The sequence below is a fragment of the Glutamicibacter nicotianae genome, assembly GCF_006539525.1.
Taxonomy (GTDB): domain Bacteria; phylum Actinomycetota; class Actinomycetes; order Actinomycetales; family Micrococcaceae; genus Glutamicibacter; species Glutamicibacter nicotianae.
On record NZ_BJNE01000013.1, the window covers coordinates 40525 to 62209 of the forward strand.

A 21685-nucleotide genomic window follows, 5' to 3' on the forward strand; every position below is an offset into this window, starting at 1 on the left:
CAGTTTAGATTTCCCCTCCAGTAGATCGCCCGGACAACCTCCGCCGGTTCACTTTTGGTAGCAGGCCTTGGCCTTGCACGTTGCGGACTTCCTCCTGGCTCGGCGAAACCCAACGCCTGCATCAGGCGTGCGAATCAGAGAGAAAGTTTGAATATGTCCGTAACTTTTAGCGCCCTCGGTGTGCCCGAATACCTTGCCAAGGTCCTTGCCGACAGCGGAATCGAATCCGCCTTCCCGATCCAGGAAGCGACCCTGCCTTCGACTCTCGCCGGCGGCGACGTCCTGGGCCGCGGCCAGACCGGTTCCGGCAAGACCCTGGCTTTCTCGCTTCCACTGGTAGCGCGTTTGGCAGATCGCCCGCAGCGCCGCAAGGCTCGTTTCCCCCGTGCGCTGATCATGGCTCCAACCCGCGAACTGGCAACCCAGATCGCCAAGACCGTTGAGCCATTGGCGAAGGCTGCCGGCCTGCGCACCACCGTGATCTACGGTGGCGTGGCCCAGAGCCGCCAGGAAAAGGCCATGAACGAGGGCGTTGACATCGTCATCGCCTGCCCAGGCCGCCTCGATGACTTGATCAAGCAGAAGATCGTCGACCTGTCCCAGCTGGAAATCTCCGTGCTGGACGAGGCCGACCACATGGCAGACATGGGCTTCTTGCCTGTAGTACGCCGCATCATGGACCGCATGCCAACCGGCATCCAGCACATGCTGTTCTCCGCCACCTTGGATAACGGCGTGGACAAGGTAGTCAAGCGCTACCTGAGCCACCCGACCATTCACTCGGTGGATGCGCCCGAGGCCGCTGTGAACACCATGGAGCACCACGTCTTCGTCATCGGCAACGATGATAAGAAGGACCTGATCCGCGTCCTGGCTCAGGGCACTGCCCGCCGCATCATGTTCATGCGCACCAAGCACCACGCCAAGAAGATGGCGCTGACCCTGTCCAAGGCTGGCATTCCAGCAGTGGACCTGCACGGCAACCTGTCGCAGAATGCCCGTGACCGCAACCTTGCTGCTTTCGCTTCAGGCGAGGCGAAGGTGCTTGTCGCTACCGACGTTGCCGCTCGTGGCGTGCACGTTGATGGTGTGGAACTCGTGGTTCACATTGATCCACCTGCGGAGCACAAGGCTTACACCCACCGTTCGGGCCGTACCGCACGTGCCGGTTCGGATGGAACCGTCGTGACTATCTGCACCCCTGACCAGCAGGGCGACGTTGCTTCCTTGCTGAAGCAGGCCGGCCTGAAGGTACCTTTTGAAAAGGTCAGCCTGGACTCGCCAGTTGTTGCCAAAGTAGTCGGCGAAGTTGCTGAACATGTCCCTTATGTCGCACCAGCACAACAGAAGCGTAACCCAGCGAAGAAGAAGCCTGCTGGCGAATCTTCGAACGCACGCGGTGGCCGCGGTGGTGGACGAAATGCCCGTGGCGGCAAGCCTGCCGGTGAGGCACAGGGTCGCGGGGGAGACCGTCGTCGTTCAGATCGTTCCGGTGCATCAAATCAGTCGGAGCGTCCAGCACGTGAATCACGCGGTGCTAACGCTGAGCGTCCTTCACGTGGTGCCTACACCGAGCGTCCCTCACGTGGTGCGCGCGGTGCTAACGCGGACCGTCCAACAAACTCCTCGCGCTCAGCACGATCCGGTGGTCGCAATGCTGCAGGTGCCGCAGGTGGCCGCTCACGTGGACCACGCCGTGCATCAAGCCCTGCTACCGGCGGGCGCTAAGAACTAGTACCCAAAAGAAGCTCCAGACAGCCAAAAGCTGTCTGGGGCTTCTTTTTGGTGGTGGGGTTGCGAGCGGATCGGAAAATGAGAATCGGGACTTTTACACCAGATTGTGCAAGCGTTTCCTATGTAATAAGTTGGAAAATTACTGAAAATTTTGATGTTTTACCTGCATCCGAGTGTAAATGTTGGAAACGCTTGCACTTGATGGAATTCGCTCAGTAGTGTGGGCTGAATCACTGGCAAGCCACCTAGTGTGGCCTGCCGCTCGCACCTTCGAATTCAATGGAGCATTTCATGAACAGCCGAAACGCTGCTTCCTCCGTGCGCAGTCAGTCACTGCCACCAGGCCTTCATAAACGTGGTTGGCGTCGTTGGGTCACCGCCTTGGCCGCGACCCCGATGCTGGCGCTCGCACCCATGGCGCCACTGGCTAGTATTCCTGCCGCGGCAGATGAAACTTCTGTGACTCTGGCCGGTTCTTTTCAGTCGTTGTTGGGATGTTCCGCTGACTGGATGGCTGACTGTGAAGCTACCAGTCTGCAATCCACGGACCAGGAAGGGCAATACAGCCTGGAAGTGGAAGTTCCGGCGGGGAACTATGAATACAAAGTAGCGTTGAACAAAAGCTTTGACACGTCTTATGGACTCGACGGGGGCGAAGAGAACATTCCCCTAGCACTGAGCGCGGATAGCCGATTGCGCTTCACCTTTGATACGGCTACGGGGCTGACGCAGGTTGTACCACTGGACCTTCGCGGAGAATATTCCGATACTGACGCCGATTTGGTCTCTGCGCCGGTCAGGCAAGCCGGCTCTGGTGAGCAGTTTTATTTCGTTATGACAGACCGCTTTGCCAATGGGTCAACGGCTAACGACACCGGCGGTTTGGAAGGCGATCGGCTAACCACCGGGTTTGATCCGACGAACAAAGGATTCTATGAAGGCGGTGACATCGCAGGCCTACGCTCCAAGCTTGACTACATTCAAGGCCTTGGCACCAGCGCCATCTGGCTCACACCCAGTTTTAAGAACATGCCGGTTCAGGGTAGTGGTGATGATGCCAGCGCCGGATACCACGGCTATTGGGTCACCGATTTCACTCAGATCGACCCACATCTAGGCACCAACGAAGAACTCTCCGAACTGATCGATGACGCCCACAAACGTGGCATCAAGGTGTATTTCGACATTATCGTGAACCACACCGCAGATCTCATCGATAATAAGGAAAAGAAGTATTCCTACGTTGAGCAATCTTCCGTTCCTTATAAGGATGCTCAGGGCCAAGCCTTTGACCCGGCGGACTACGCAGGCAGTGATACCTTCCCAGAGCTAGATGCTTCCAGTTCCTTCCCCTATACCCCGGTTGTTTCTGATCAAGTCAAGAAGGTTCCCGACTGGCTCAATGATCCAACGCTCTATCACAACCGCGGGGACTCAACATGGGAAGGCGAGTCGGTCACCTACGGCGATTTTCAAGGTCTTGATGACCTCATGACCGAAAATCCTAAGGTCGTCAACGGTTTCGCAGAGGTCTACAAAAACTGGGTGGACTTGGGAATTGATGGCTTCCGCATAGACACCGCAAAACATGTGAATTTCGAATTCTGGGAACAATGGACCAAACAAGTTCAGGACTATGCACGAGCCCAGGGTAAAGACGACTTCTTCATGTTTGGCGAAGTTTATGATGCCGATGCAAAAAAGCTATCGCCCTACGTGCGTAAGACGGAAATGAATTCCGTCCTTGATTTCACGTTCCAATCTGCGGCTGCCGGTTTCGCGGGAGGAAATTCAGCCAAAACGCTAAGCACGCTGTTCTCGGCGGATGACTACTACACCACGGCAAACACCTCAGCTGATGCCTTACCAACCTTCCTCGGTAATCACGATATGGGACGCATTGGGTACTTCCTGAACAACAGCAATCAGAAACTCAAACGTGTTGAACTGGCCCATGAACTGATGTTCCTGACCCGTGGCCAGCCGGTGGTTTACTACGGTGACGAACAAGGATTTGCCGGCACCGGTGGAGACAAGGATTCTCGCCAATCACTGTTCGCTTCTCAAGTCTCGGACTATCAGAACCAAGAATTGATTACTGGAGAAAAGCTCGGAAACCAAGATCGTTATGACAGTGATTCTCCGCTGTATCAGCACATCGCGGCCCTCTCTAAACTTCGCGGATCAAACAAAGCGCTGAAGGGAGGGGCGCAAGTAGAGCTATACGCCCAAGATTCCAAGGGAGTTTATGCTTTCTCGCGTGTGGACCGTGACGAGAAAACCGAATATTTGGTGGCCCTGAACAATTCGGAAGAATCCGCTGATATTGAGTTGTCGACTCTGACCTCCGACGCAAGTTACTCAGCGCTCTATGGCGCGGAAGGCAAACTCAGCAGTGCTGCGGACGCTAAACTCAACGTGACGGTGCCAGCGCTATCTGCGGTGGTTTATAAAGCTGACAAAGACGTAGACAGTGCTGCCTTCACACCTGAGATTTCCGCTCCAAAATCTGGGGCAGGGCTCAGCGGCGTATCACCCGTATCCGTGGATCTAGGCGAACAGGCGTGGTCTGAGACAAGCATGTCGTGGCGTGAAGTAGGCACCGAGAAGTGGCACCTACTGGGCGTGGCAGAAGGCCACACCCCACGAGTCTTCCACGACGTTTCATCGCTACCACAAGGCACCTTGGTGGAATATCGTGCGGTGAGTACCAATGCCGCAGGTGAACACAGCGCCGCTTCCACTTATGCTTCCGTGGGCAACGATGTATCCGGGTTCGCGAAGGAAAAACCGGTTGAATCGGACATCTCCATGGTCACCGTGCCAGGAAGCCATAACATCGAAATGGGTTGTGTCACGGACTGGGATCCGGCCTGCGAGGCCGCCAAACTTACTGAACAGCCTGGCGGGGTCTACTCTGGTGAATTCGAAGTCCCGGCAGGGGACTATGAATACAAGGTAGCCATCAACGGATCATGGGATCTGAACTACGGCGTTGGTGGCGTTGCCGGTGGTGACAACCTCAAATATTCTCACGAAGGCGGGTCCGTCAAGTTCTTCTTCGATCCACGCAATAACATCGTACAAAGTGATCAACAAGGTCCCATGATCACCTTGCCGGGAAGTTTTCAAGATGAGTTGGGCTGTGCTTCCGACTGGGATCCAACCTGTTTGGCAACTTTGATGGCTGACCCAGATGCTGACGGTACCTACGAATTCACTACGGAGAAAATTCCGGCCGGCACCTACGAGTTTAAGGTGTCGCATAACTTCGGGTGGGAGGAAAATTATGGCGTTGACGGTGCTGCCGGAGGTGCTAACTACAGTCTCTCGGTGACCGCGGGGAAGCCGGTGAACTTCAGCTATGACTCGAAGACTCACCTGCTGCAGATTGGTTCTGACACCCAAACAGTCGACGGCGTTGGTCAAATGAAAGCGCAGTGGATTTCTGCAGATACGATTGCTATTCCCCGTGATCTGGGTAGTGGCGAAAGCTATGCCCTCTACGCTGCCAAGGACGCCGGCTTGAAATTGGAGGGAAACGAGATCTCCGGTGCGAAGCCACTTGAGCTCAAAGAAGTTATTGGCGGGTTGAGTGCAGAGCAACGTAAGAAGTTCCCGCATCTTGCTGACTACCGTGCTTTGCGTATTGACCTTAAACGCGAGGACGTAGCCTCTGCATTGCGCTCACAAATGGCCTTGGCACGATTCGACGGTGAAGGAGATTCCAAGAAACTCACCGCCTTCACCGGAGTCCAGAGTGCTGGTGTTATCGATGATCTCTATGCCAAGGCGCTTGAAGATGTAGAACTCGGCGTGAGTTTCACCGGGAAACGCCCTACTTTCAGGCTCTGGGCACCCACGGCCCAAAACGCAACACTGCTGATTACTGACAAGAAGGAGAAGACCACACGATACGCTGCTAGCTATTCGGAGGACAGCGGTGTGTGGACGGTCAAGGGCAAGCCTCAGATGGCTGAGGCGAAGTACCGGTGGGAAGTCCAAGTCTTTGTCCCGGAAACCGGCAAGATTGAAACGAACATCGTGACGGATCCTTACTCGGTAGCACTCACGACTAATTCCACCCACTCGGTGGCTGTGAGCTTGGAGGATCCTCACCACCAGCCAAAACAGTGGCGTAAGGCCAAAGCCAAAAACGTCGAAAAGGACGTGGACCGCAGCATCTATGAACTGCAGATCCGTGACTTCTCAATTTCAGATGCTTCGGTGCCCGAGAACCAGCGGGGCCGCTACGGAGCGTTTGGAGCCAACGGAGCCGGAAGCAAGCAGCTCAAACAGCTCTCCGAGGCTGGCCTGACTACCGTTCACCTGCTGCCAAGTTTTGATATCGCCACCATTGAGGAGGAACAGTCTCAACGTGTTGAGACGGACTGTGATCTGAAGTCGCTGCCGGCAGCCTCGAGCAAACAACAAGAGTGCGTTACCGCTCATGGTGATGAGGACGGATTCAACTGGGGCTATGATCCCTTCCATTTCATGGCTCCGGAAGGTTCATACGCAACGAACCCTGAAGGCGCTAATCGGGTGGAAGAATTCCGCTCAATGGTCGGTTCTTTGCACAGCATGGGGCTAGAAGTAGTGCTTGATCAGGTGTTCAACCACACGGCAGCCTCAGGTCAAGCCGATCGCAGTGTGCTCGATAAGATCGTGCCTGCTTACTACCACCGACTTGATGCCACCGGGAAAGTCGAAACTTCGACCTGCTGCCAGAACCTAGCTACGGAACACGCTGCGGCGCAGAAACTGATGGTTGATGCCGTGGTGGTGTGGGCCAGGGACTATAAGGTTGATGGATTCCGTTTTGACCTCATGGGCCACCACTCGCGAGAGACTATGGAAGCGGTACGCAGCGCATTAGATGAACTGAAACCGGGACGTGACGGAGTGGATGGCAAGTCCATTTACCTCTACGGTGAAGGATGGAACTTTGGGGAAGTGGCGGACAATGCTCGCTTCTATCAAGCGACTCAAGGGCAATTGAACGGTACCGGCATAGGGACCTTTAATGACCGACTGCGCGATGCCGTTCATGGTGGCAGTCCTGTTGATTCATCCTCAACATTCCGTCAGGGCTTTGGTACTGGCTTGGGCACGGATCCCAACGGCAATAAGGTCAATGGGAGCACCGAGGAAGCATTGAAAGACCTCGGCCACGAAACAGACCTGGTGAAGCTCGGCTTGGCTGGCAACCTGGAAGGGTTCGAGTTCCTCACTTCGGATGGCAGCGTGCACCGTGGTGATGAGTTGAATTACCGCGGAGCGAAAGCGGGCTATGCCTCGCAGCCGGGGGAAGTGATCAACTATGTTGACGCGCACGATAACGAAACGCTCTACGACCTCACTGTGCTCAAGTTGCCACGAGATACTTCCATGGAAGATCGAGTGCGAATGAATACCCTCTCGCAGGCAACCGTGATGTATTCACAAGCTGTTCCGTTCTGGCATGCCGGAACCGAGTTATTGCGTTCAAAGTCTTTGGACCGAAATTCCTATAACTCGGGGGACTGGTTTAACCGCATCGACTTCTCCGGCGTGGAGAACACTTTTGGTTCCGGGCTTCCACCCAAGGCGGACAACGGTGAGAAGTGGGATCTGATGGCTCCACTATTAGAAGACCCTGCGCTCAAGCCGGATGCAAAGGCCATGGCTGCTGCTGAAGGCGCTGCTCTGGACTTGCTGCGGACTCGTAAAGAGGTAGGTCTCTTGCGTTTGGGCTCAGCTGATCTCATCGAGCAAAAGGTGAGCTTCCCGCTGGGTGGGTCCGAAGCCGAACCAGGAATTATCGTGATGCGTATCGACGATACCGTGGGCAAGGATGTCGATCGCAAGCATGATGGGGCCTTGGTGCTCTTCAACGCCTCGCCGAAAGATAGCACGCAGACCCTTGAGGAATTAGTAGGTCACGACTACTCGCTTGCCAAGTCTCTTACGAAAGGCAGTGATGACCGGGTGAAGTCAACTTCGTTCGACAGTGCCACCGGTGAGCTGACTATTCCGGCGCGCACCGCGGCAGTCCTAGTGGAACCTCAGGGCTCGGCTAAGTAGTAGAACGGAGCATTCCTACTGGACCATCTGTAGGGATTATTCGCAGGACCATTGTTGGTAGATGAACCGATCTAGCCAGTGTGGCAATCGAGTTTTTCATTGCCAAAGCGTCCACGCTGACAGCGAACAACCCGCTCTCGTCATCACGAGAGCGGGTTGTTCCATTGTGTCTGTAAATCAGTTTTGAGGGTCTTTGCGACGCCCAAAGACAATGTAGGAAATGCTTCCTAGTACGTTGTGGCAACTGACCACGGCCCACAGTGGTTTTGGCCCTCTCGCCAGCTGAACGGGGCGTCGACGAAGATCGCGCAAGGCTGCAAACATCAAAGTCAGTTCAATAATTCCAGCGGCGACTACAGCAATTTGAGTTCGGCGATCCAGATCCCGGGAGGACCGTTTTTTCGGTAGGTTGTGGCGCTGGGAGCGCAGGGTGGATTGTCCTTGAATGCCTTGGGGGTCCTGTGTCTGAAAATTATTTTTCGGCATGGGAATCATTCTTGCCCTTTGTCCGTTGAAGAAGACAGAACGCAAAGTTGAGTGAGTTTGGCTCAAGTTAATTTGACAGTCGAAAGCGGCTGAGTAAACTTGAGTCCAGAACGCTCAATGGGGTAAATCCTCAGCGTTAGTACTTTCAACCAAGGCAAAGGAGAGCCATTATGTCGCGTGCCGTAGGCATTGACCTGGGAACCACCAACTCGGTCGTATCCGTGCTCGAAGGTGGTGAGCCAACCGTTATCGCAAACGCGGAAGGCAACCGCACTACCCCGTCCATCGTTGCTTTCTCGAAGAGCGGCGAAGTCCTGGTTGGCGATATCGCCAAGCGCCAGGCAGTAAACAACATTGACCGCACCATCGCTTCGGTCAAGCGCCACATGGGTACCGACTGGAGCATCGAGGTCGACGAGAAGAAGTACACCGCACAGGAAATCTCGGCTCGTACCCTGATGAAGCTGAAGAACGACGCTGAGTCGTACTTGGGCGAAAAGGTCACCGACGCTGTGATCACCGTTCCTGCATACTTCAACGACGCAGAGCGCCAGGCCACGAAGGAAGCCGGCGAGATTGCCGGCCTGAACGTCCTGCGCATCGTCAACGAGCCAACCGCTGCCGCACTGGCCTACGGCCTGGAAAAGGGCAACGAGGACGAGCTCATCCTGGTCTTCGACCTCGGTGGCGGCACCTTCGACGTGTCCCTGCTGGAAGTCGGCAAGGACGACGACGGCTTCTCCACCATCCAGGTCCGCGCAACCGCAGGCGACAACCGCCTGGGCGGCGACGACTGGGACCAGCGCGTTGTCGACTGGCTGCTGGCCCAGGCCAAGGCCAAGGGTGCAGACCTGTCCAAGGACAAGATCGCCCTGCAGCGCCTGAAGGAAGCTGCTGAGCAGGCCAAGAAGGAACTGTCCTCGGCTACCAGCACCAACATCTCGCTGCAGTACCTCTCGGTCACCCCAGAGGGCCCAGTGCACCTGGACGAGCACCTCTCGCGTGCCAAGTTCCAGGACCTGACCAAGGACCTGCTGGAGCGCACCCGCAAGCCATTCAATGACGTCATCGCAGAAGCAGGCGTCAAGGTTTCGGACATCGCCCACGTGATCCTGGTTGGCGGTTCCACCCGTATGCCAGCCGTTGCCGAATTGGTCAAGGACCTGGCCGGCAAGGAAGCCAACAAGGGCGTGAACCCTGACGAGGTTGTCGCCGTGGGCGCAGCCCTGCAAGCCGGCGTGCTGAAGGGCGAGCGCAAGGACGTTCTGCTCATCGATGTCACCCCACTGTCCCTGGGCATCGAGACCAAGGGCGGCGTGATGACCAAGCTGATCGAGCGCAACACCGCCATCCCGACCAAGCGTTCGGAAACCTTCACCACCGCTGAAGACAACCAGCCTTCGGTTTCCATCCAGGTCTTCCAGGGCGAGCGCGAGTTCACCCGTGACAACAAGGCTCTGGGTACCTTCGAGCTGACCGGTATCGCACCAGCTCCTCGCGGCATCCCACAGGTCGAGGTCACCTTCGACATCGACGCCAACGGTATCGTGCACGTATCCGCTAAGGACAAGGGCACCGGCACCGAGCAGTCGATGACCATCACTGGTGGCTCCTCGCTGTCCAAGGAAGACATCGAGCGCATGGTTCAGGAAGCTGAAGCACACGCCGAAGAGGACAAGGCACGCCGCGAAGCTGCTGAGACCCGCAATGCTGCCGAGCAGGCAGCCTACTCGGTGGACAAGCTGATCAAGGACAACGAAGACAAGCTGCCAGAAGAGGTCAAGACCGAGGTTCAGGCCGACGTTGACGCACTGAAGGCTGCTCTTGAGAAGCAGGACAACGACGACGAAGTCAAGGACGCGTTCGAGAAGCTGCAGGCTTCGCAGACCAAGCTGGGCGAGGCAATCTACGCCAACGCCCAGGCTGAGGGAGCTGCTACTGGCGAAGGCGAGCAGGCACCTAACGCTGATGAAGACATCGTCGACGCCGAGGTCATCGACGAAGACGAAGCCGACAAGAAGTAGGGAGTTTAGGAATATGTCCGAGGCAAAGGACCAGAACGAGAACTCCGGCCAGGAGCCGGAGAACCAGCCCGAGGCCGCTGACCAGCAGCCAACTGCTGACGCCCTGGGTCAGGCCGAGGCGATCCTGAACGAAGCTGCTGCTGGCGCTGAAGCCGATGCGGAGCAGCCGGAAGATGCCGGTGCGGTGGAAACCGAACTGCGCAACGACCTGCTGCGCCTGCAGGCTGAATACGTCAACTACCGCAAGCGTGTGGAACGTGACCGGGCAGTGGCGCGTGAAAACGCCGTCCAGTCCGTGCTCAACACTCTGCTTCCGGTGCTTGACGACATCGATGCGGCACGAGCCCACGGCGACCTCGCCGACGGCCCGTTCGCGTCGATCGCCAACAAGCTGGATGGCATTCTGGCTCAGCATGGCCTGGAACGCATCAACGAGGCCGGCGTGGAATTCGACCCGAACATCCACGAAGCCCTGCTTCGCCAGGCTGTTCCGGAGATTCCAGCCGACCACGTGGGACAGGTGCTGCGCACCGGTTACCGCAAGGGAACCATCATCCTGCGCGCAGCCCAGGTGCTGGTAGCCACCGGCGAATAGCCACGAATAGCACAATCGATACTGCCCACTGCCGAGTCCTCGTCAGTGGGCAGTGTCGAATTGGCACTGAAAGGATGGGGCCCTGATGGCAAGTCAGGACTGGATCGAAAAAGACTTCTACGCCATTCTGGGCGTCTCCAAGGACGCCAGCGAGGCGGACATCAAGAAGGCGTACCGCAAGCTTGCACGCAAGTACCACCCGGATACCAACCAGGGGGACGCGGCCGCTGAAAAGAAATTCAAGGACATCTCCGAAGCCAACTCGGTGCTTTCGGATAAGGAAGAACGCGAGCAGTACGACGCGATCCGCGCCATGGGCGGCGGAGCGCGGTTCTCTGCGGGCGGCGGACCGGGTGGCCCAGGCGGGCAGGCCGGCTTCGAGGACATCTTCTCCAACCTTTTCGGAGGTGGCGGAGGCGGCGCTCGCGGTCGTGGCGGACAGCCGGACTTCTCCGACCTGTTCGGAGGCGGCGGCGGTTTTGGCGGCGGCTTCGGCCAAAGCGCACCGCCGCGCAAGGGTGCCGACCGCACGGCCAGCACCACGATCTCCTTCTCCGGATCGATCAAGGGAACCACCATTGGCCTGCGCGAACAGAACGGCGAGGTCATCGACGTGCGCATCCCGGCGGGAATCAAGGACGGGCAGTCGGTGCGCGTGCGTGGCAAGGGCCAGCCAGGAGCTGCCGGCAACGGCGACCTGCTGGTCAAGGTCAAGGTCAGCGAGCACCCGTTCTTCAAGCGCGAAGAGAACAACATCCGCATCCACGTGCCGGTGACCTTCGATGAAGCGGTGCTTGGAGCAAAGATCCACGTACCGACCCTGGACGGGGAATCCGTTGCGGTGAAGGTGCCTGCCGGATCCAACTCCGGACGCACCTTGCGCTTGAAAGGCCGCGGGGTGAAGACGTCCAAGGCCACCGGCGATCTGCTGATCGTCCTGGATGTCGCGATCCCGCAGAACCTCTCGGATGCAGCAAGGAAGGCCGTGGAGGACTTCGCTGCAGCCACGGAGGGCGAGGATCCACGAGCGGACTTGGCAGCCCACGCCAAGCTCTGAACCCAATAGCCTGTTTTCCCTGTCCTGGCATCGAACTGGCAGGGCGGGGAAGATAGACTCAAAGGCAAAAGGGCCAGTATCGTCGGTCCTTGCAGAAAGGTGGTAGAAGCAACGTGAACGGGGAGTACCTGCGACCTGTCTTCGTCATTTCCGTCGCCGCCCAGCTTGCAGACATGCATCCGCAGACGCTGCGCCAATACGACCGCATCGGCTTGGTTTCGCCCAGCCGGCAAAGCGGAAAGCAGCGCCGCTACTCGCAACGCGACGTCTCGCTGCTGCGCCAGGTGCAGTCATTGAGCAAGGAAGGCGTCTCGCTGGAAGGCATCAAGCGCATCCTGGATCTGCAAGATCAAGTCGCGTATCTGCAAACCGAAGTCAATGGGCTTCGCCAAGAACTGTCAGCCGTTCGCCAGGGCCAATCGCGCATCTTCGCCGCGGGCACCGCTGGAGGCGACATCGTTTCGCTGTCCCGGGGCATGCGTCCGGAACGACGTGAACCGACCGTGTCGCTCTTCCCGGTACGCCGCGCCATCGGCCGCTAGATCCGTCCGTGCCTCGCCAGGCGCGCTTCCAACTGGGTGCGCACGGCAGGCCACTCGTGCGGGAGGATCGAGAAGACTACGGTGTCTCGAAGCGTGCCGGTCTTCGGATCATATTTGTGATTGCGCAGCACGCCATCCTGTTTGGCGCCAAGCCGTGCAATTGCTGCGCGTGACGCAGTGTTGTGCCAGTGCGTGCAGAAAGCCACTGAATAGCAATCCAACTCCTCGAAAGCGCGGCGCAGCAGCATGAACTTGGCCGCCGGATTGATCCCGGTGCCTTGGGCGGGCACGGCCAAGAATGTCGAGCCGATTTCCACGCGATGGTTGGCCACGTCGATATTCAGGTAGCTCGTAGCCCCCACCGCTTGGCCGGTGGACAGGTCGATGATGGCGAACGGAGCCATCGCTCCAGTTTCCTGCAACGCCAGACGGCGCTCGATATCCGCCTGCATGGATTCGGCCGATGGGGTGGTGGCAAACCATGCTTCATCCAGCTGGCCGTTGGCGGCGAGCTGGATCAGCTCCGGGGCATGGTCCAATGACAGTTGTTCCAGCCTCACCCCGGCATATTCCATGCTCGGGGCTTGGGAGCAGAACTGGTTCTGAGCAGAAAAGGAGGCCATGGAATCCATCCTAGGGATTCCATGGCCTCCTTGATGCATTTCGGCCGCTAGCCGATGCGCGTGTACGCCAAATCGAAGACCAGGCGTCCAGCCTTCAGCGCCTTGCCCTCGAAGCTGGTGAGGATTCGTCGCTCGAAACGCGGTGCCCAGCCGCCCTGGACGTCAATGAAGTCAGGCTCGGGGTCAAAGCCTTCCATGCCATCGCGGCGCACCTTGGTCAAGTTGCTCTCCTCGCCGGAGAGGTTTCCGGGATGCTGGTTCTCGAAATCAGGGTGGGCTTCGAGGACCTCGCGCATCTGCTCCGCATAGTTCGACCAGTCGGTGGCCAAGCGCAGGGTGCCCCCTGGCTTGAGCACGCGGGAGACCTTGTCCAGGAATGAGGCCTTGATCAGGCGGCGCTTGTGGTGCCTCGGCTTGTGCCACGGATCGGAGAAGAAGATCCAGATCTCGTCCGCGCTGTTCTCATCAAGCATGACGTCCAGCACCTCAGGGGCATTGGCCTGCACGGCGCGGACGTTGGTGATGCCGAAGGATTCGACCTTCAGCATCAACTGGGCCAGGCCTGGACGGTAGACCTCAACGGCGAGGTAGTTGCGCTCGGGATCGTCCTTGGCGGCGTTGGCGATGCATTCGCCCAGGCCGGTGCCGATCTCCACGATCAGCGGTGCCGTGCGGCCGAAGGCCTCGGCGGGATCGAGCTGGAAGTCGTCAGCAACCGAGGTGTCGGCAATCTTGCGGGGCGGCTCGATGACATACTGCTCGGCATTGCGCTCCCAGGCGCTGGCCCGGCGGCCCTGCAGGCGGTTGCCGCGACGCACGAAGGACACCGGCTCGGCACGGAAAAGGTCTGGGTTCCTGGGGGCAGAGCCATGGGGTGGACGCTGCTGCTCGCTCGATTCGCTCATGATGATCAATCCTAGCCGAGCAACCTGCATCGATGCGTGCCGAACGGTGGGGGATTGGACACCCCTAGGGGGAATTCGGGGTGATCCCCGATGGAGCATGAGAGGTAAAAGAAGGAGAATGTAGCCATGACTGATTTAGTGCGCGGTATTCTCAACATTATCTGGCTGCTGTTCGGCGGCCTGTGGCTGGCCCTGGGTTACGTGCTGGCAGGCATCATCTGCTGCGTGCTGATCGTGACCATTCCCTTCGGCATCGCCTCGTTCCGCATTGCCGGCTATGCGCTGTGGCCCTTCGGCCGCACCGTAGTCGACAACGGACCGGTCGGCGCGTTCTCCACCCTGGGCAACATCATCTGGATCATTTTTGCCGGCATCTGGATTGCCATCGGGCACGTGGTGACCGCGATCCCGATGTTCGTATCGATTATCGGCATCCCGCTGGGCATCGCCAACCTGAAGATGATCCCGGTGTCCCTGATGCCCTTGGGCAAGGTCATCGTGCCTTCGGACAATTACATCGGCAACGTTCGCCGCTAGGCAGCACCAAGGCGGCAATGGCTGCCAACTCCAATGAGTTGGCAGCCATTGCTCTAAGCCTGAATCGGATCAGCTCTTCAGGTACTCATCGTGCTGGCGGTGCGCCTCGGCGACCTCGACGCGGATCTTGTCCACGTCCTTGGCCTTGTCGCGGTATTTCTTCTCCATGGTCTTCACATACGCTTCTTCTTCCACCAGGGCGCGGTAGATGCGTTCGCGTTCGTTTGGATCCGAGGTGTAGCTCAGGTCGTTGTAGCTGCTCGCATGGCGGCGCAGGTTGCCAATGGCGGTTTGTGCCTTGCCAGCCTTGCTGAACAGCGAAGCGAGAATGGTCAGCACGAGGACGCCGATGATCACGCTCAGCGACAGCCCGGTGCTGATTTCGATGACCATCACGTGCTCGCCGTCATTGATGAATGGCAGGTTGTTCTCGTGCAGCGCGTGCAGGATCAGCTTCACGCCGATGAACGCCAGGATCGCTGCCAAGCCATAGGACAGGTAGATCAAGCGGTCCAGCAATCCATCAAGCAGGAAGTAGAGCTGGCGCAGGCCCATGAGCGAGAACGCGGTAGCAGTGAACACGATGTAGACGTTCTGGGTGAGTCCGAAGATCGCTGGGATGGAATCCAGGGCGAAGAGGATGTCGGTTCCGCCGATGGCCACCATGACCAGCAGCATCGGGGTCAGGACCTTCTTGCCGTCGATCTTGGTGAACAGCTTGTCGCCGTCGTACTTGTCGGTGGTGTGGAACAGCTTCTTGGCCAATCGGATGATGAAGTTGTTGGCCTCGTCGGATTCGTCGTCCTTCTTCAGCAGGTTGCCTGCGGTGAGCAGCAGGATCAGGCCGAACAGGTAGAAGACCCAAGCGAACTGGTTGATCAGCGCCGCGCCGACAAAGATGAACGCGGTGCGGGCGATCAGCGAGAAGACGATGCCGAAGAGCAGCACTTTCTGCTGGTCTTCGCGGGGGACCCTGAAACTGGCGATGATGATCAGGAAGACGAACAGGTTGTCGACGGACAGGGCCTTTTCGGTGATGTAGCCGGCGAAGTATTCGGCGCCCATGTCGATGCCGCCGAAGATGAGCACCAGCACACCGAATATGAGGGCCAAGCCGACGTAGATGCTGGACCAGATCGCTGCTTCACGCAGGGATGGAACGTGGGCCTTGCGGATGTGGAAGAAATAATCGAAGGCCAGTAGGGCGAGAACCACGACAATCGTGATGCCCCAAATCATAGGGGAAGCTCCCATAGGGATTCCTGCTTTCGTAAGTTGCGCGCGGACGCGTCCGAGTAAGTCTCTTCACCGACACTGTGGTTGGCCGTAAAACCCGGCAGGACCATGAAGTCCTGCGTATTGACGGATTCAACGATTGTGAATACTCCCTTACGTCCCTTAATCCTAACCCGAAGCGGTGCTCCTGGAAGAATTCTGGTTTACGGATGTCATGTTGATCTGTAATGTACTTCGTCTTTGCCCAGTTGGGTAGGCGTCATATGCAATTCGAAGGATGCGGTGGGCAAAGTGCTCGAGTGAATTCTTCGGCCCAGGTCTCGGGTCGCCTTGGAAATCCTCGCAGGACTCGGAGCGCTGGCAACAGCATGCGCGGTACCTGCCGATGATGCGTGGCCGGCTAATTCCGTGCGGACAGGATTTGCTCACGCAGGATATCGGCGTGCCCGCAATGCTGCGCCAATTCGCGCAGCATGTGCAGCTGGATCCAGCGCAGCGGCAACGACCCGCGCCGATTGCCGGAGAAAACGTGATCCCCGGTCTTGCCCTTCACTACTTCACGTGACAGTTCGATGGCCTGGGCATAGTCACGCCGAATGGATTCGATGGTGTCGGACGCGGACAAGTCGAAGGACTTGCTGGGCGACGACGCAATGCCCAGTTCGGCCCGGCTCTTGCCGGTGGCTGCTTCGCCAAACCAGACACGTTCGACGAAGATCGCATGTTTCACCAGCCCGAGCAACGTGGTCTTGGACTCAACCAGCTTCAACCGCGCTTCGTCTTCGTCCAGCCCGTCGAGGCTGGAAAGCAGCATCTGCCGGTGCTGATCGATGAATACCTGGACCATCTCATCGTGGGGCAGGGAAAAAATATCTTGGGAATCCGGGTTGCCCATGCCTCATCCTAAGACTGCAAATCGCGCTCCACAAGGGGTTTTGCCGTCGAGGCAAAGAGAAGAAAAATATCTCGAGAATCTTGCTCTAGCTGGAATACTAGGACTAGGAGTAGAGTTGAGTTAAGTACACTCAAGTTTATGGGTTCACTCCAATAGAGAAAGGATGCGCGTGGACACGAAACTCACCACTAAGAGCCAAGAAGCTCTCTCAGCTTCCGGGATGAACGCTTCAACCGCAGGCAATCCGCAGATTGAACCTGCGCACCTGCTGAAGGCATTGCTGGACCAGCGAGAGTCCGTCGCAGTGGCCTTGCTGAAGACTGCGGGGTTGGATGTCGACGCGCTTTCCGTCAAGGCGAGCGCTGTCATCAACGCGTTGCCCTCCAGCTCCGGTACTTCGGTTGCCCAAGCTCAGTACTCCCGGCAGTTGCTGCAGGTCGTGAGCAACGCCCAGGCGGCCGCCGCGGAAATGGGGGACACCTACGTCTCCACCGAGCACCTGCTCATCGCCCTGGCATCAGACCAGACCAAGGCGGGTGAAGCCCTGCGCGAATTCGGCGCCACCCGCGAACTGCTGGTGGGCACCTTGCCGACCATCCGCGGCGACCGCAAGGTCGATAACCCGGATCCTGAGGCAACCTTCCAGTCCCTGGAGAAGTTCGGCACCGACATGACCGCCCTGGCGCGCTCGGGCAAGCTGGATCCCGTCATCGGCCGCGACCGCGAGATCCGCCGCGTGGTGCAGGTGCTCTCCCGCCGCACCAAGAACAATCCAGTGCTGATCGGTGAACCCGGCGTGGGCAAGACCGCTGTGGTCGAGGGCCTGGCCCAGCGCATGATCGCTGGAGACGTCCCGGAGTCGCTGCGCGGCAAGACCTTGATCTCCTTGGATCTGGGTGCCATGGTCGCCGGTGCCAAGTACCGCGGCGAATTCGAAGAGCGGCTGAAGTCGGTGTTGGAAGAGATCAAGGCTTCGGATGGCCAGATTGTCACCTTCATTGACGAGATCCACACCGTGGTCGGTGCTGGCGCCTCCGAGGGTGCGATGGACGCCGGCAATATGCTCAAGCCGATGCTAGCCCGTGGCGAGCTGCGCCTGATCGGTGCCACTACGCTGGACGAGTACCGCGAGAACATCGAGAAGGACCCGGCCCTGGAACGCCGCTTCGCCCAGGTATACGTGGGCGAGCCGAGCGTGGACGACACCATCGCCATCCTGCGTGGGTTGAAGGAGCGCTACGAGGCGCACCACAAGGTCTCCATTGCAGACTCCGCACTGGTGGCTGCTTCCACGCTGTCCAGCCGCTACATCTCCGGACGTCAGCTGCCGGACAAGGCCATCGACCTGGTCGATGAGGCCGCCAGCCGGTTGCGCATGGAGATCGATTCGGCGCCGGAGGAGATCGACGAGCTGCGCCGCGAGGTGGACCGATTGACCATGGAAGAACTGGCTCTGTCCGATGAGACGGATCCAGCTTCGGTGGAACGCCTGGATGCCCTGCGCAAGGACATGGCTGACAAGAAGGAAAAGCTGGATGCGCTGAATTCCCAGTGGGAAGCGGAGAAGGCTGGCCTGAATCGCGTCGGCGATCTGAAGGTCAAGCTCGATGAACTGCGCAGCCAGGCCGACAAGGCCCAGCGCGAGGGTGACCTGGAGAAGGCATCGCGCCTGCTCTACGGGGAGATTCCGACGCTGCAGCAGGAGCTGGATGCGGCGGCCGCCGCCGAAGCCGACAAGGCCGAGACGCACACCATGGTCGCCGAGGAAGTCACCGCGGATGACATTGCGGAAGTCATTTCGGCCTGGACTGGCATCCCGGCTGGTCGCATGCTGCAGGGCGAAAGCCAGAAGCTGCTGGAGATGGAAGAGATCATCGGGCAGCGCCTGATGGGCCAGAAGCAGGCGGTCGCCGCGGTCTCCGACGCCGTGCGCCGTACCCGTGCCGGCATTGCCGACCCGAACCGGCCCACCGGTTCCTTCCTGTTCCTCGGTCCAACCGGTGTCGGCAAAACCGAGCTGGCCAAGTCGCTGGCCGACTTCCTCTTCGATGACCCGCGCGCGATGGTGCGCATCGACATGTCCGAATACTCGGAGAAGCACGCGGTGTCCCGCCTGGTCGGTGCCCCTCCGGGCTACGTGGGATACGAAGAGGGAGGGCAGCTCACCGAAGCTGTACGCCGCCGCCCGTACTCGGTGATCCTGCTGGACGAAGTGGAGAAGGCGCACCCCGAAGTCTTCGACATCCTGCTGCAGGTACTCGATGACGGCCGGCTGACCGATGGCCAAGGGCGAACGGTGGACTTCAGGAACACCATCCTGATCCTCACCTCCAATCTGGGTTCCCAGTTCCTGGTGGATCCAAGCTTGGAAGACGAGGCCAAGAAGTCAGCGGTGATGAACGTGGTCAACGCTTCGTTCAAGCCGGAATTCTTGAACCGCCTGGATGAGGTCATCCTCTTCGATCCATTGAGCATCGAGGAGCTGGGCAGCATCGTCAGGCTGCAGGTCGACTTGCTCGCGCAACGCCTGGCCGATCGCCGCCTGAACCTGGAGGTGGACCAGGCCGCCAGCGAGTGGCTGGCCCTGACCGGTTATGATCCGGCCTACGGCGCCCGTCCGCTGCGCCGCTTGGTGCAGCGCGAGATCGGCGACCGGCTGGCCAAGGAGATCTTGGCTGGGGCGGTGCAGGATGGCGACACCGTGGCTGTCACCCTGGACGAGGTCGGCGACAAGCTCAAGGTGGCCAAGAAGTCCTAGCAACTGGCAATGGCGAGGGTGTGAACAGATGGAAATCCGTTCACGCCCTCGCCGTTGCTGTACTCAAGCTGCCTAGCTGTCGGTGGTCTCCCGGTCGTTGGACTTTTCGTCGGCCGGCTTTTCGTCCTCGGACTTCTTCTCTTCGGAGCTATCGGCATCTTCATCGTCGGCGCCCTCGGGCAGCAACGAGCTGCGGACGGTGCCCTCCGAAAGACTCAGGAAGCAGGAAACGGTGCGGTCGCCCTGGGCCCAGGTGCTCTCCGATGGGCGGGAGAAGTGATAGGTCCAGGTGGAATCCAACCCTGCACGCGGGTCCAGCGAGACCGACTTGCACAGGTCTTCGGACTGGGTGAGCAGCACGTTGGCACCGGGATACTCCTCGCCGTTGACCTGGAAGATGCCGATCACCTGAGCGTTGTGGGAGGAATCACAGGTCACGACGGTCTGCGGATCCAATGGCGACGTGAATCCCCGCAGGCAATCGCCTTGCTCCAGCTGCGTAGGCGGCATCCCGGTGGCAATGATGCCGTCGAGGCCTGGATTCTCATTGCGTTCCACATTGTTCGCAGTTGGCGAAGCAGGTGGATCCACGAGCCTCAACACCACGAAAACCACTGCAGCGGCCAGCGCCAGAACGGCGACAATCATCAGGGCCCATTGGGCACTCTGCCGCTTCGGGTTCTCCGGTTCTGGCTGCAATGGCGGCAAAGCCGCCTGCGGCTCGGGCAGATTGTTTTCCACCACCTGTTGAGCTCCTTCGTGGTTGGGTCGGGCGATCGCTCGCCGGTGAATCGTGTTAACCTTTAATTACGAAAGAACTGATCACATATTCGGGGGCCTTCACCTTTCACAGGTGGACCACCTCCCGACTCTACTGAAAAGAGGGGGTCACGCCATGGGGCGCGGCCGTCAAAAGGCTAAAGCACAGCGTCAGGCGCGAGATATCAAGTACTACTCGCCATCCACTGACCTTTCGGCACTTGAACGCGAGTTGGGCGTTCGGTCCGATCATCATGCTCAGAATTCTGAGCGTAATGATTCATCGTATGACGACGAATACTCGGAATACGACGAGCTGACTAAGAAGTACTCGGGAGATGACGAAGACGAGTAGCCTCGTCTTCTGATGCCGGGAGTCCTTGGCTCAGAGTGCCACACCTTGAGCATTGAGTGGTACAGCTCTTCAGTACATTTTGCGACAAGCCGCAGCGACTAAGCTAAATTAGCTTTTAGTCGCTGCGGCCTTTGTCGTGCCCAGCAATACTAAGGTGGAACGTGAGCACTCCAGAAGAACTGTCGATCCAGATGGCGCATCATTCGGCGATCCGCTCCATGCAGCGCATTGTGGAGCAGCAAGCGGCGCCCTCGCCGGAAAACGAGGCCCGGGACGGAGTCCAGCGGATGCTGGATGCCGGGAATGTGCTCGTGGTGACTGGCGCCGGCGTATCCACGGATTCGGGAATCCCGGATTACCGCGGCCCCAATGGCTCATTGCAACGCCACCGGCCAATGACCTATCAGGAATTCCGCTTCCGTCCAGAAGCCAGGCAGCGCTACTGGGCCCGCGGCTACGTCGGCTGGCGGCATATGGACAAAGCCGAACCCAACCGCATTCACCGGCGCTTGGTGCAGTGGGAAGAACAGGGGAAAATCAGCGGCATCATCACCCAGAACGTGGACGGGCTGCACCAGCAGGCAGGATCCAAGCGCGTGATTCCGGTGCATGGCGATCTGTCGATTGTCCGCTGCCTGGACTGCGGGAACAGTGAGCATCGCATTGACTTCGATCTGCGCCTCCAGGCAGCCAATGAGGGATACCTGGAGGCCGTGGAGATCGATCCCGGCGCGGTGAACCCCGACGGCGATGTGGAGCTGCCCCAGTACCTGGTGGACCGGTTCAACATGGTGGCCTGCTTGCGCTGCGGATCGCTCGCGCTGAAACCTGACGTGGTGTACTTCGGCGAGAGCGTTCCAGCCGACCGCAAGGAGCGTATCGCTGCACTGGAAGCGGAATCCACGGCGCTGCTGGTGATGGGCTCCTCGCTTGCGGTCATGAGCGGCTACAAGATCCTGTTGAACTTCGTCAAGCGGGATCTGCCGGTGGCGCTGATAACCAATGGCCACGTCCGCGGCGAGCAGAAGGCCACCTGGCGCTGGCGGGTGCCATTGGAAGACGCGCTGAAGCAATTGGACTAGCGGGAGAATATTTCGCTCCGCAAGGCCATCG

General features: G+C 58.8%; 16 protein-coding genes. 10 read left to right on the forward strand and 6 right to left on the reverse strand.

Annotation, left to right across the window (positions count from 1 at the left end):
* Positions 1–153: 153 nt before the first annotated feature.
* A complete protein-coding gene (locus ANI01nite_RS13125; RefSeq protein WP_141358490.1) occupies positions 154–1728 on the forward strand; it encodes a DEAD/DEAH box helicase in 1575 nt (524 codons plus the stop codon).
* 297 nt (positions 1729–2025) lie between these two features.
* Positions 2026–7800 (forward strand): pullulanase-type alpha-1,6-glucosidase, encoded by a 5775-nt coding sequence (pulA, locus tag ANI01nite_RS13130; RefSeq protein WP_141358492.1) that lies wholly within the window; start codon positions 2026–2028, stop codon positions 7798–7800.
* A gap of 177 nt (positions 7801–7977) precedes the next feature.
* Here pulA and ANI01nite_RS13135 read toward each other — a convergent pair whose 3' ends face one another.
* Positions 7978–8286: a PLD nuclease N-terminal domain-containing protein gene (locus ANI01nite_RS13135; protein WP_141358494.1), complete on the reverse strand. Its 309-nt coding sequence runs from the start codon at positions 8284–8286 to the stop codon at positions 7978–7980.
* A gap of 170 nt (positions 8287–8456) precedes the next feature.
* On the opposite strand from ANI01nite_RS13135, the gene dnaK reads away from it, so the two are divergent.
* The 4 genes from dnaK to ANI01nite_RS13155 all read left to right on the forward strand — a co-directional run bounded on the left by dnaK (position 8457) and on the right by ANI01nite_RS13155 (position 12504).
* Positions 8457–10310, forward strand: a complete 1854-nt coding sequence (gene dnaK / locus ANI01nite_RS13140; protein ID WP_038991726.1) for a molecular chaperone DnaK — start codon at positions 8457–8459, stop codon at positions 10308–10310.
* Between the two features lie 13 nt (positions 10311–10323).
* The gene (locus ANI01nite_RS13145; protein ID WP_038991725.1) at positions 10324–10905 is read left to right on the forward strand and encodes a nucleotide exchange factor GrpE; all 582 of its coding nucleotides are present in this window, start codon (positions 10324–10326) and stop codon (positions 10903–10905) included.
* 85 nt (positions 10906–10990) lie between these two features.
* Positions 10991–11962 carry a DnaJ C-terminal domain-containing protein gene (locus ANI01nite_RS13150; protein WP_038991724.1) on the forward strand — a complete coding sequence of 324 codons (972 nt, stop codon included), beginning with the start codon at positions 10991–10993 and terminating at the stop codon, positions 11960–11962.
* Positions 11963–12075: 113 nt separating this feature from the next.
* Positions 12076–12504, forward strand: coding sequence for a heat shock protein transcriptional repressor HspR (locus tag ANI01nite_RS13155; protein WP_038991723.1), 429 nt, complete (start codon positions 12076–12078; stop codon positions 12502–12504).
* On the opposite strand, the gene ANI01nite_RS13160 is transcribed toward ANI01nite_RS13155, so the two are convergent.
* Together ANI01nite_RS13160 and trmB are read right to left on the reverse strand one after the other, a co-directional pair.
* Positions 12501–13127: a GNAT family N-acetyltransferase gene (locus ANI01nite_RS13160; protein ID WP_084083828.1), complete on the reverse strand. Its 627-nt coding sequence runs from the start codon at positions 13125–13127 to the stop codon at positions 12501–12503. The two genes, ANI01nite_RS13155 and ANI01nite_RS13160, sit on opposite strands and share 4 nt — an antisense overlap.
* Positions 13128–13174: 47 nt before the next feature.
* Positions 13175–14032: a tRNA (guanosine(46)-N7)-methyltransferase TrmB gene (trmB, locus tag ANI01nite_RS13165; RefSeq protein ID WP_038991722.1), complete on the reverse strand. Its 858-nt coding sequence runs from the start codon at positions 14030–14032 to the stop codon at positions 13175–13177.
* Positions 14033–14158: 126 nt separating this feature from the next.
* Between trmB and ANI01nite_RS13170 the strand changes: the two genes are divergently transcribed.
* Positions 14159–14569, forward strand: a complete 411-nt coding sequence (locus ANI01nite_RS13170; RefSeq protein ID WP_038991721.1) for a YccF domain-containing protein — start codon at positions 14159–14161, stop codon at positions 14567–14569.
* A 69-nt stretch (positions 14570–14638) separates the two neighbouring features.
* Here the strand turns inward: ANI01nite_RS13170 and ANI01nite_RS13175 are convergent, their stop codons facing one another.
* On the reverse strand, positions 14639–15823 hold the full coding sequence (locus tag ANI01nite_RS13175; protein WP_141358496.1) for a TerC family protein: 1185 nt from the start codon (positions 15821–15823) through the stop codon (positions 14639–14641).
* Between the two features lie 382 nt (positions 15824–16205).
* Complete coding sequence (locus ANI01nite_RS13180) at positions 16206–16700, reverse strand: DinB family protein (protein ID WP_141358498.1); 495 nt, start codon at positions 16698–16700, stop codon at positions 16206–16208.
* Positions 16701–16869: 169 nt separating this feature from the next.
* Between ANI01nite_RS13180 and clpB the strand changes: the two genes are divergently transcribed.
* Positions 16870–19458: an ATP-dependent chaperone ClpB gene (gene clpB / locus ANI01nite_RS13185; protein WP_141358500.1), complete on the forward strand. Its 2589-nt coding sequence runs from the start codon at positions 16870–16872 to the stop codon at positions 19456–19458.
* A 72-nt stretch (positions 19459–19530) separates the two neighbouring features.
* On the opposite strand, the gene ANI01nite_RS13190 is transcribed toward clpB, so the two are convergent.
* Entirely contained in the window at positions 19531–20202 is a 672-nt protein-coding gene (locus ANI01nite_RS13190) for a septum formation family protein (protein ID WP_141358502.1), read from the reverse strand.
* A gap of 151 nt (positions 20203–20353) precedes the next feature.
* Here ANI01nite_RS13190 and ANI01nite_RS13195 point away from each other — a divergent pair, with 151 nt between their 5' ends.
* Entirely contained in the window at positions 20354–20572 is a 219-nt protein-coding gene (locus tag ANI01nite_RS13195) for a DUF3073 domain-containing protein (protein WP_038991764.1), read from the forward strand.
* Between the two features lie 191 nt (positions 20573–20763).
* Positions 20764–21654 (forward strand): Sir2 family NAD-dependent protein deacetylase, encoded by an 891-nt coding sequence (locus ANI01nite_RS13200; protein WP_066141383.1) that lies wholly within the window; start codon positions 20764–20766, stop codon positions 21652–21654.
* The last annotated feature ends 31 nt before the right edge of the window (positions 21655–21685 follow it).

What these genes read in the sequence shown, in the direction of transcription:
- ANI01nite_RS13125 (WP_141358490.1), top strand. Translation starts at nt 154, where the DNA reads ATGTCCGTAACTTTTAGCGCCCTCGGTGTGCCCGAATACCTTGCCAAG.
- pulA (WP_141358492.1), top strand. Translation starts at nt 2,026, where the DNA reads ATGAACAGCCGAAACGCTGCTTCCTCCGTGCGCAGTCAGTCACTGCCA.
- ANI01nite_RS13135 (WP_141358494.1), bottom strand. Translation starts at nt 8,286, where the DNA reads ATGCCGAAAAATAATTTTCAGACACAGGACCCCCAAGGCATTCAAGGA.
- dnaK (WP_038991726.1), top strand. Translation starts at nt 8,457, where the DNA reads ATGTCGCGTGCCGTAGGCATTGACCTGGGAACCACCAACTCGGTCGTA.
- ANI01nite_RS13145 (WP_038991725.1), top strand. Translation starts at nt 10,324, where the DNA reads ATGTCCGAGGCAAAGGACCAGAACGAGAACTCCGGCCAGGAGCCGGAG.
- ANI01nite_RS13150 (WP_038991724.1), top strand. Translation starts at nt 10,991, where the DNA reads ATGGCAAGTCAGGACTGGATCGAAAAAGACTTCTACGCCATTCTGGGC.
- ANI01nite_RS13160 (WP_084083828.1), bottom strand. Translation starts at nt 13,127, where the DNA reads ATGGCCTCCTTTTCTGCTCAGAACCAGTTCTGCTCCCAAGCCCCGAGC.
- trmB (WP_038991722.1), bottom strand. Translation starts at nt 14,032, where the DNA reads ATGAGCGAATCGAGCGAGCAGCAGCGTCCACCCCATGGCTCTGCCCCC.
- ANI01nite_RS13170 (WP_038991721.1), top strand. Translation starts at nt 14,159, where the DNA reads ATGACTGATTTAGTGCGCGGTATTCTCAACATTATCTGGCTGCTGTTC.
- ANI01nite_RS13175 (WP_141358496.1), bottom strand. Translation starts at nt 15,823, where the DNA reads ATGGGAGCTTCCCCTATGATTTGGGGCATCACGATTGTCGTGGTTCTC.
- ANI01nite_RS13180 (WP_141358498.1), bottom strand. Translation starts at nt 16,700, where the DNA reads ATGGGCAACCCGGATTCCCAAGATATTTTTTCCCTGCCCCACGATGAG.
- ANI01nite_RS13195 (WP_038991764.1), top strand. Translation starts at nt 20,354, where the DNA reads ATGGGGCGCGGCCGTCAAAAGGCTAAAGCACAGCGTCAGGCGCGAGAT.
- ANI01nite_RS13200 (WP_066141383.1), top strand. Translation starts at nt 20,764, where the DNA reads ATGGCGCATCATTCGGCGATCCGCTCCATGCAGCGCATTGTGGAGCAG.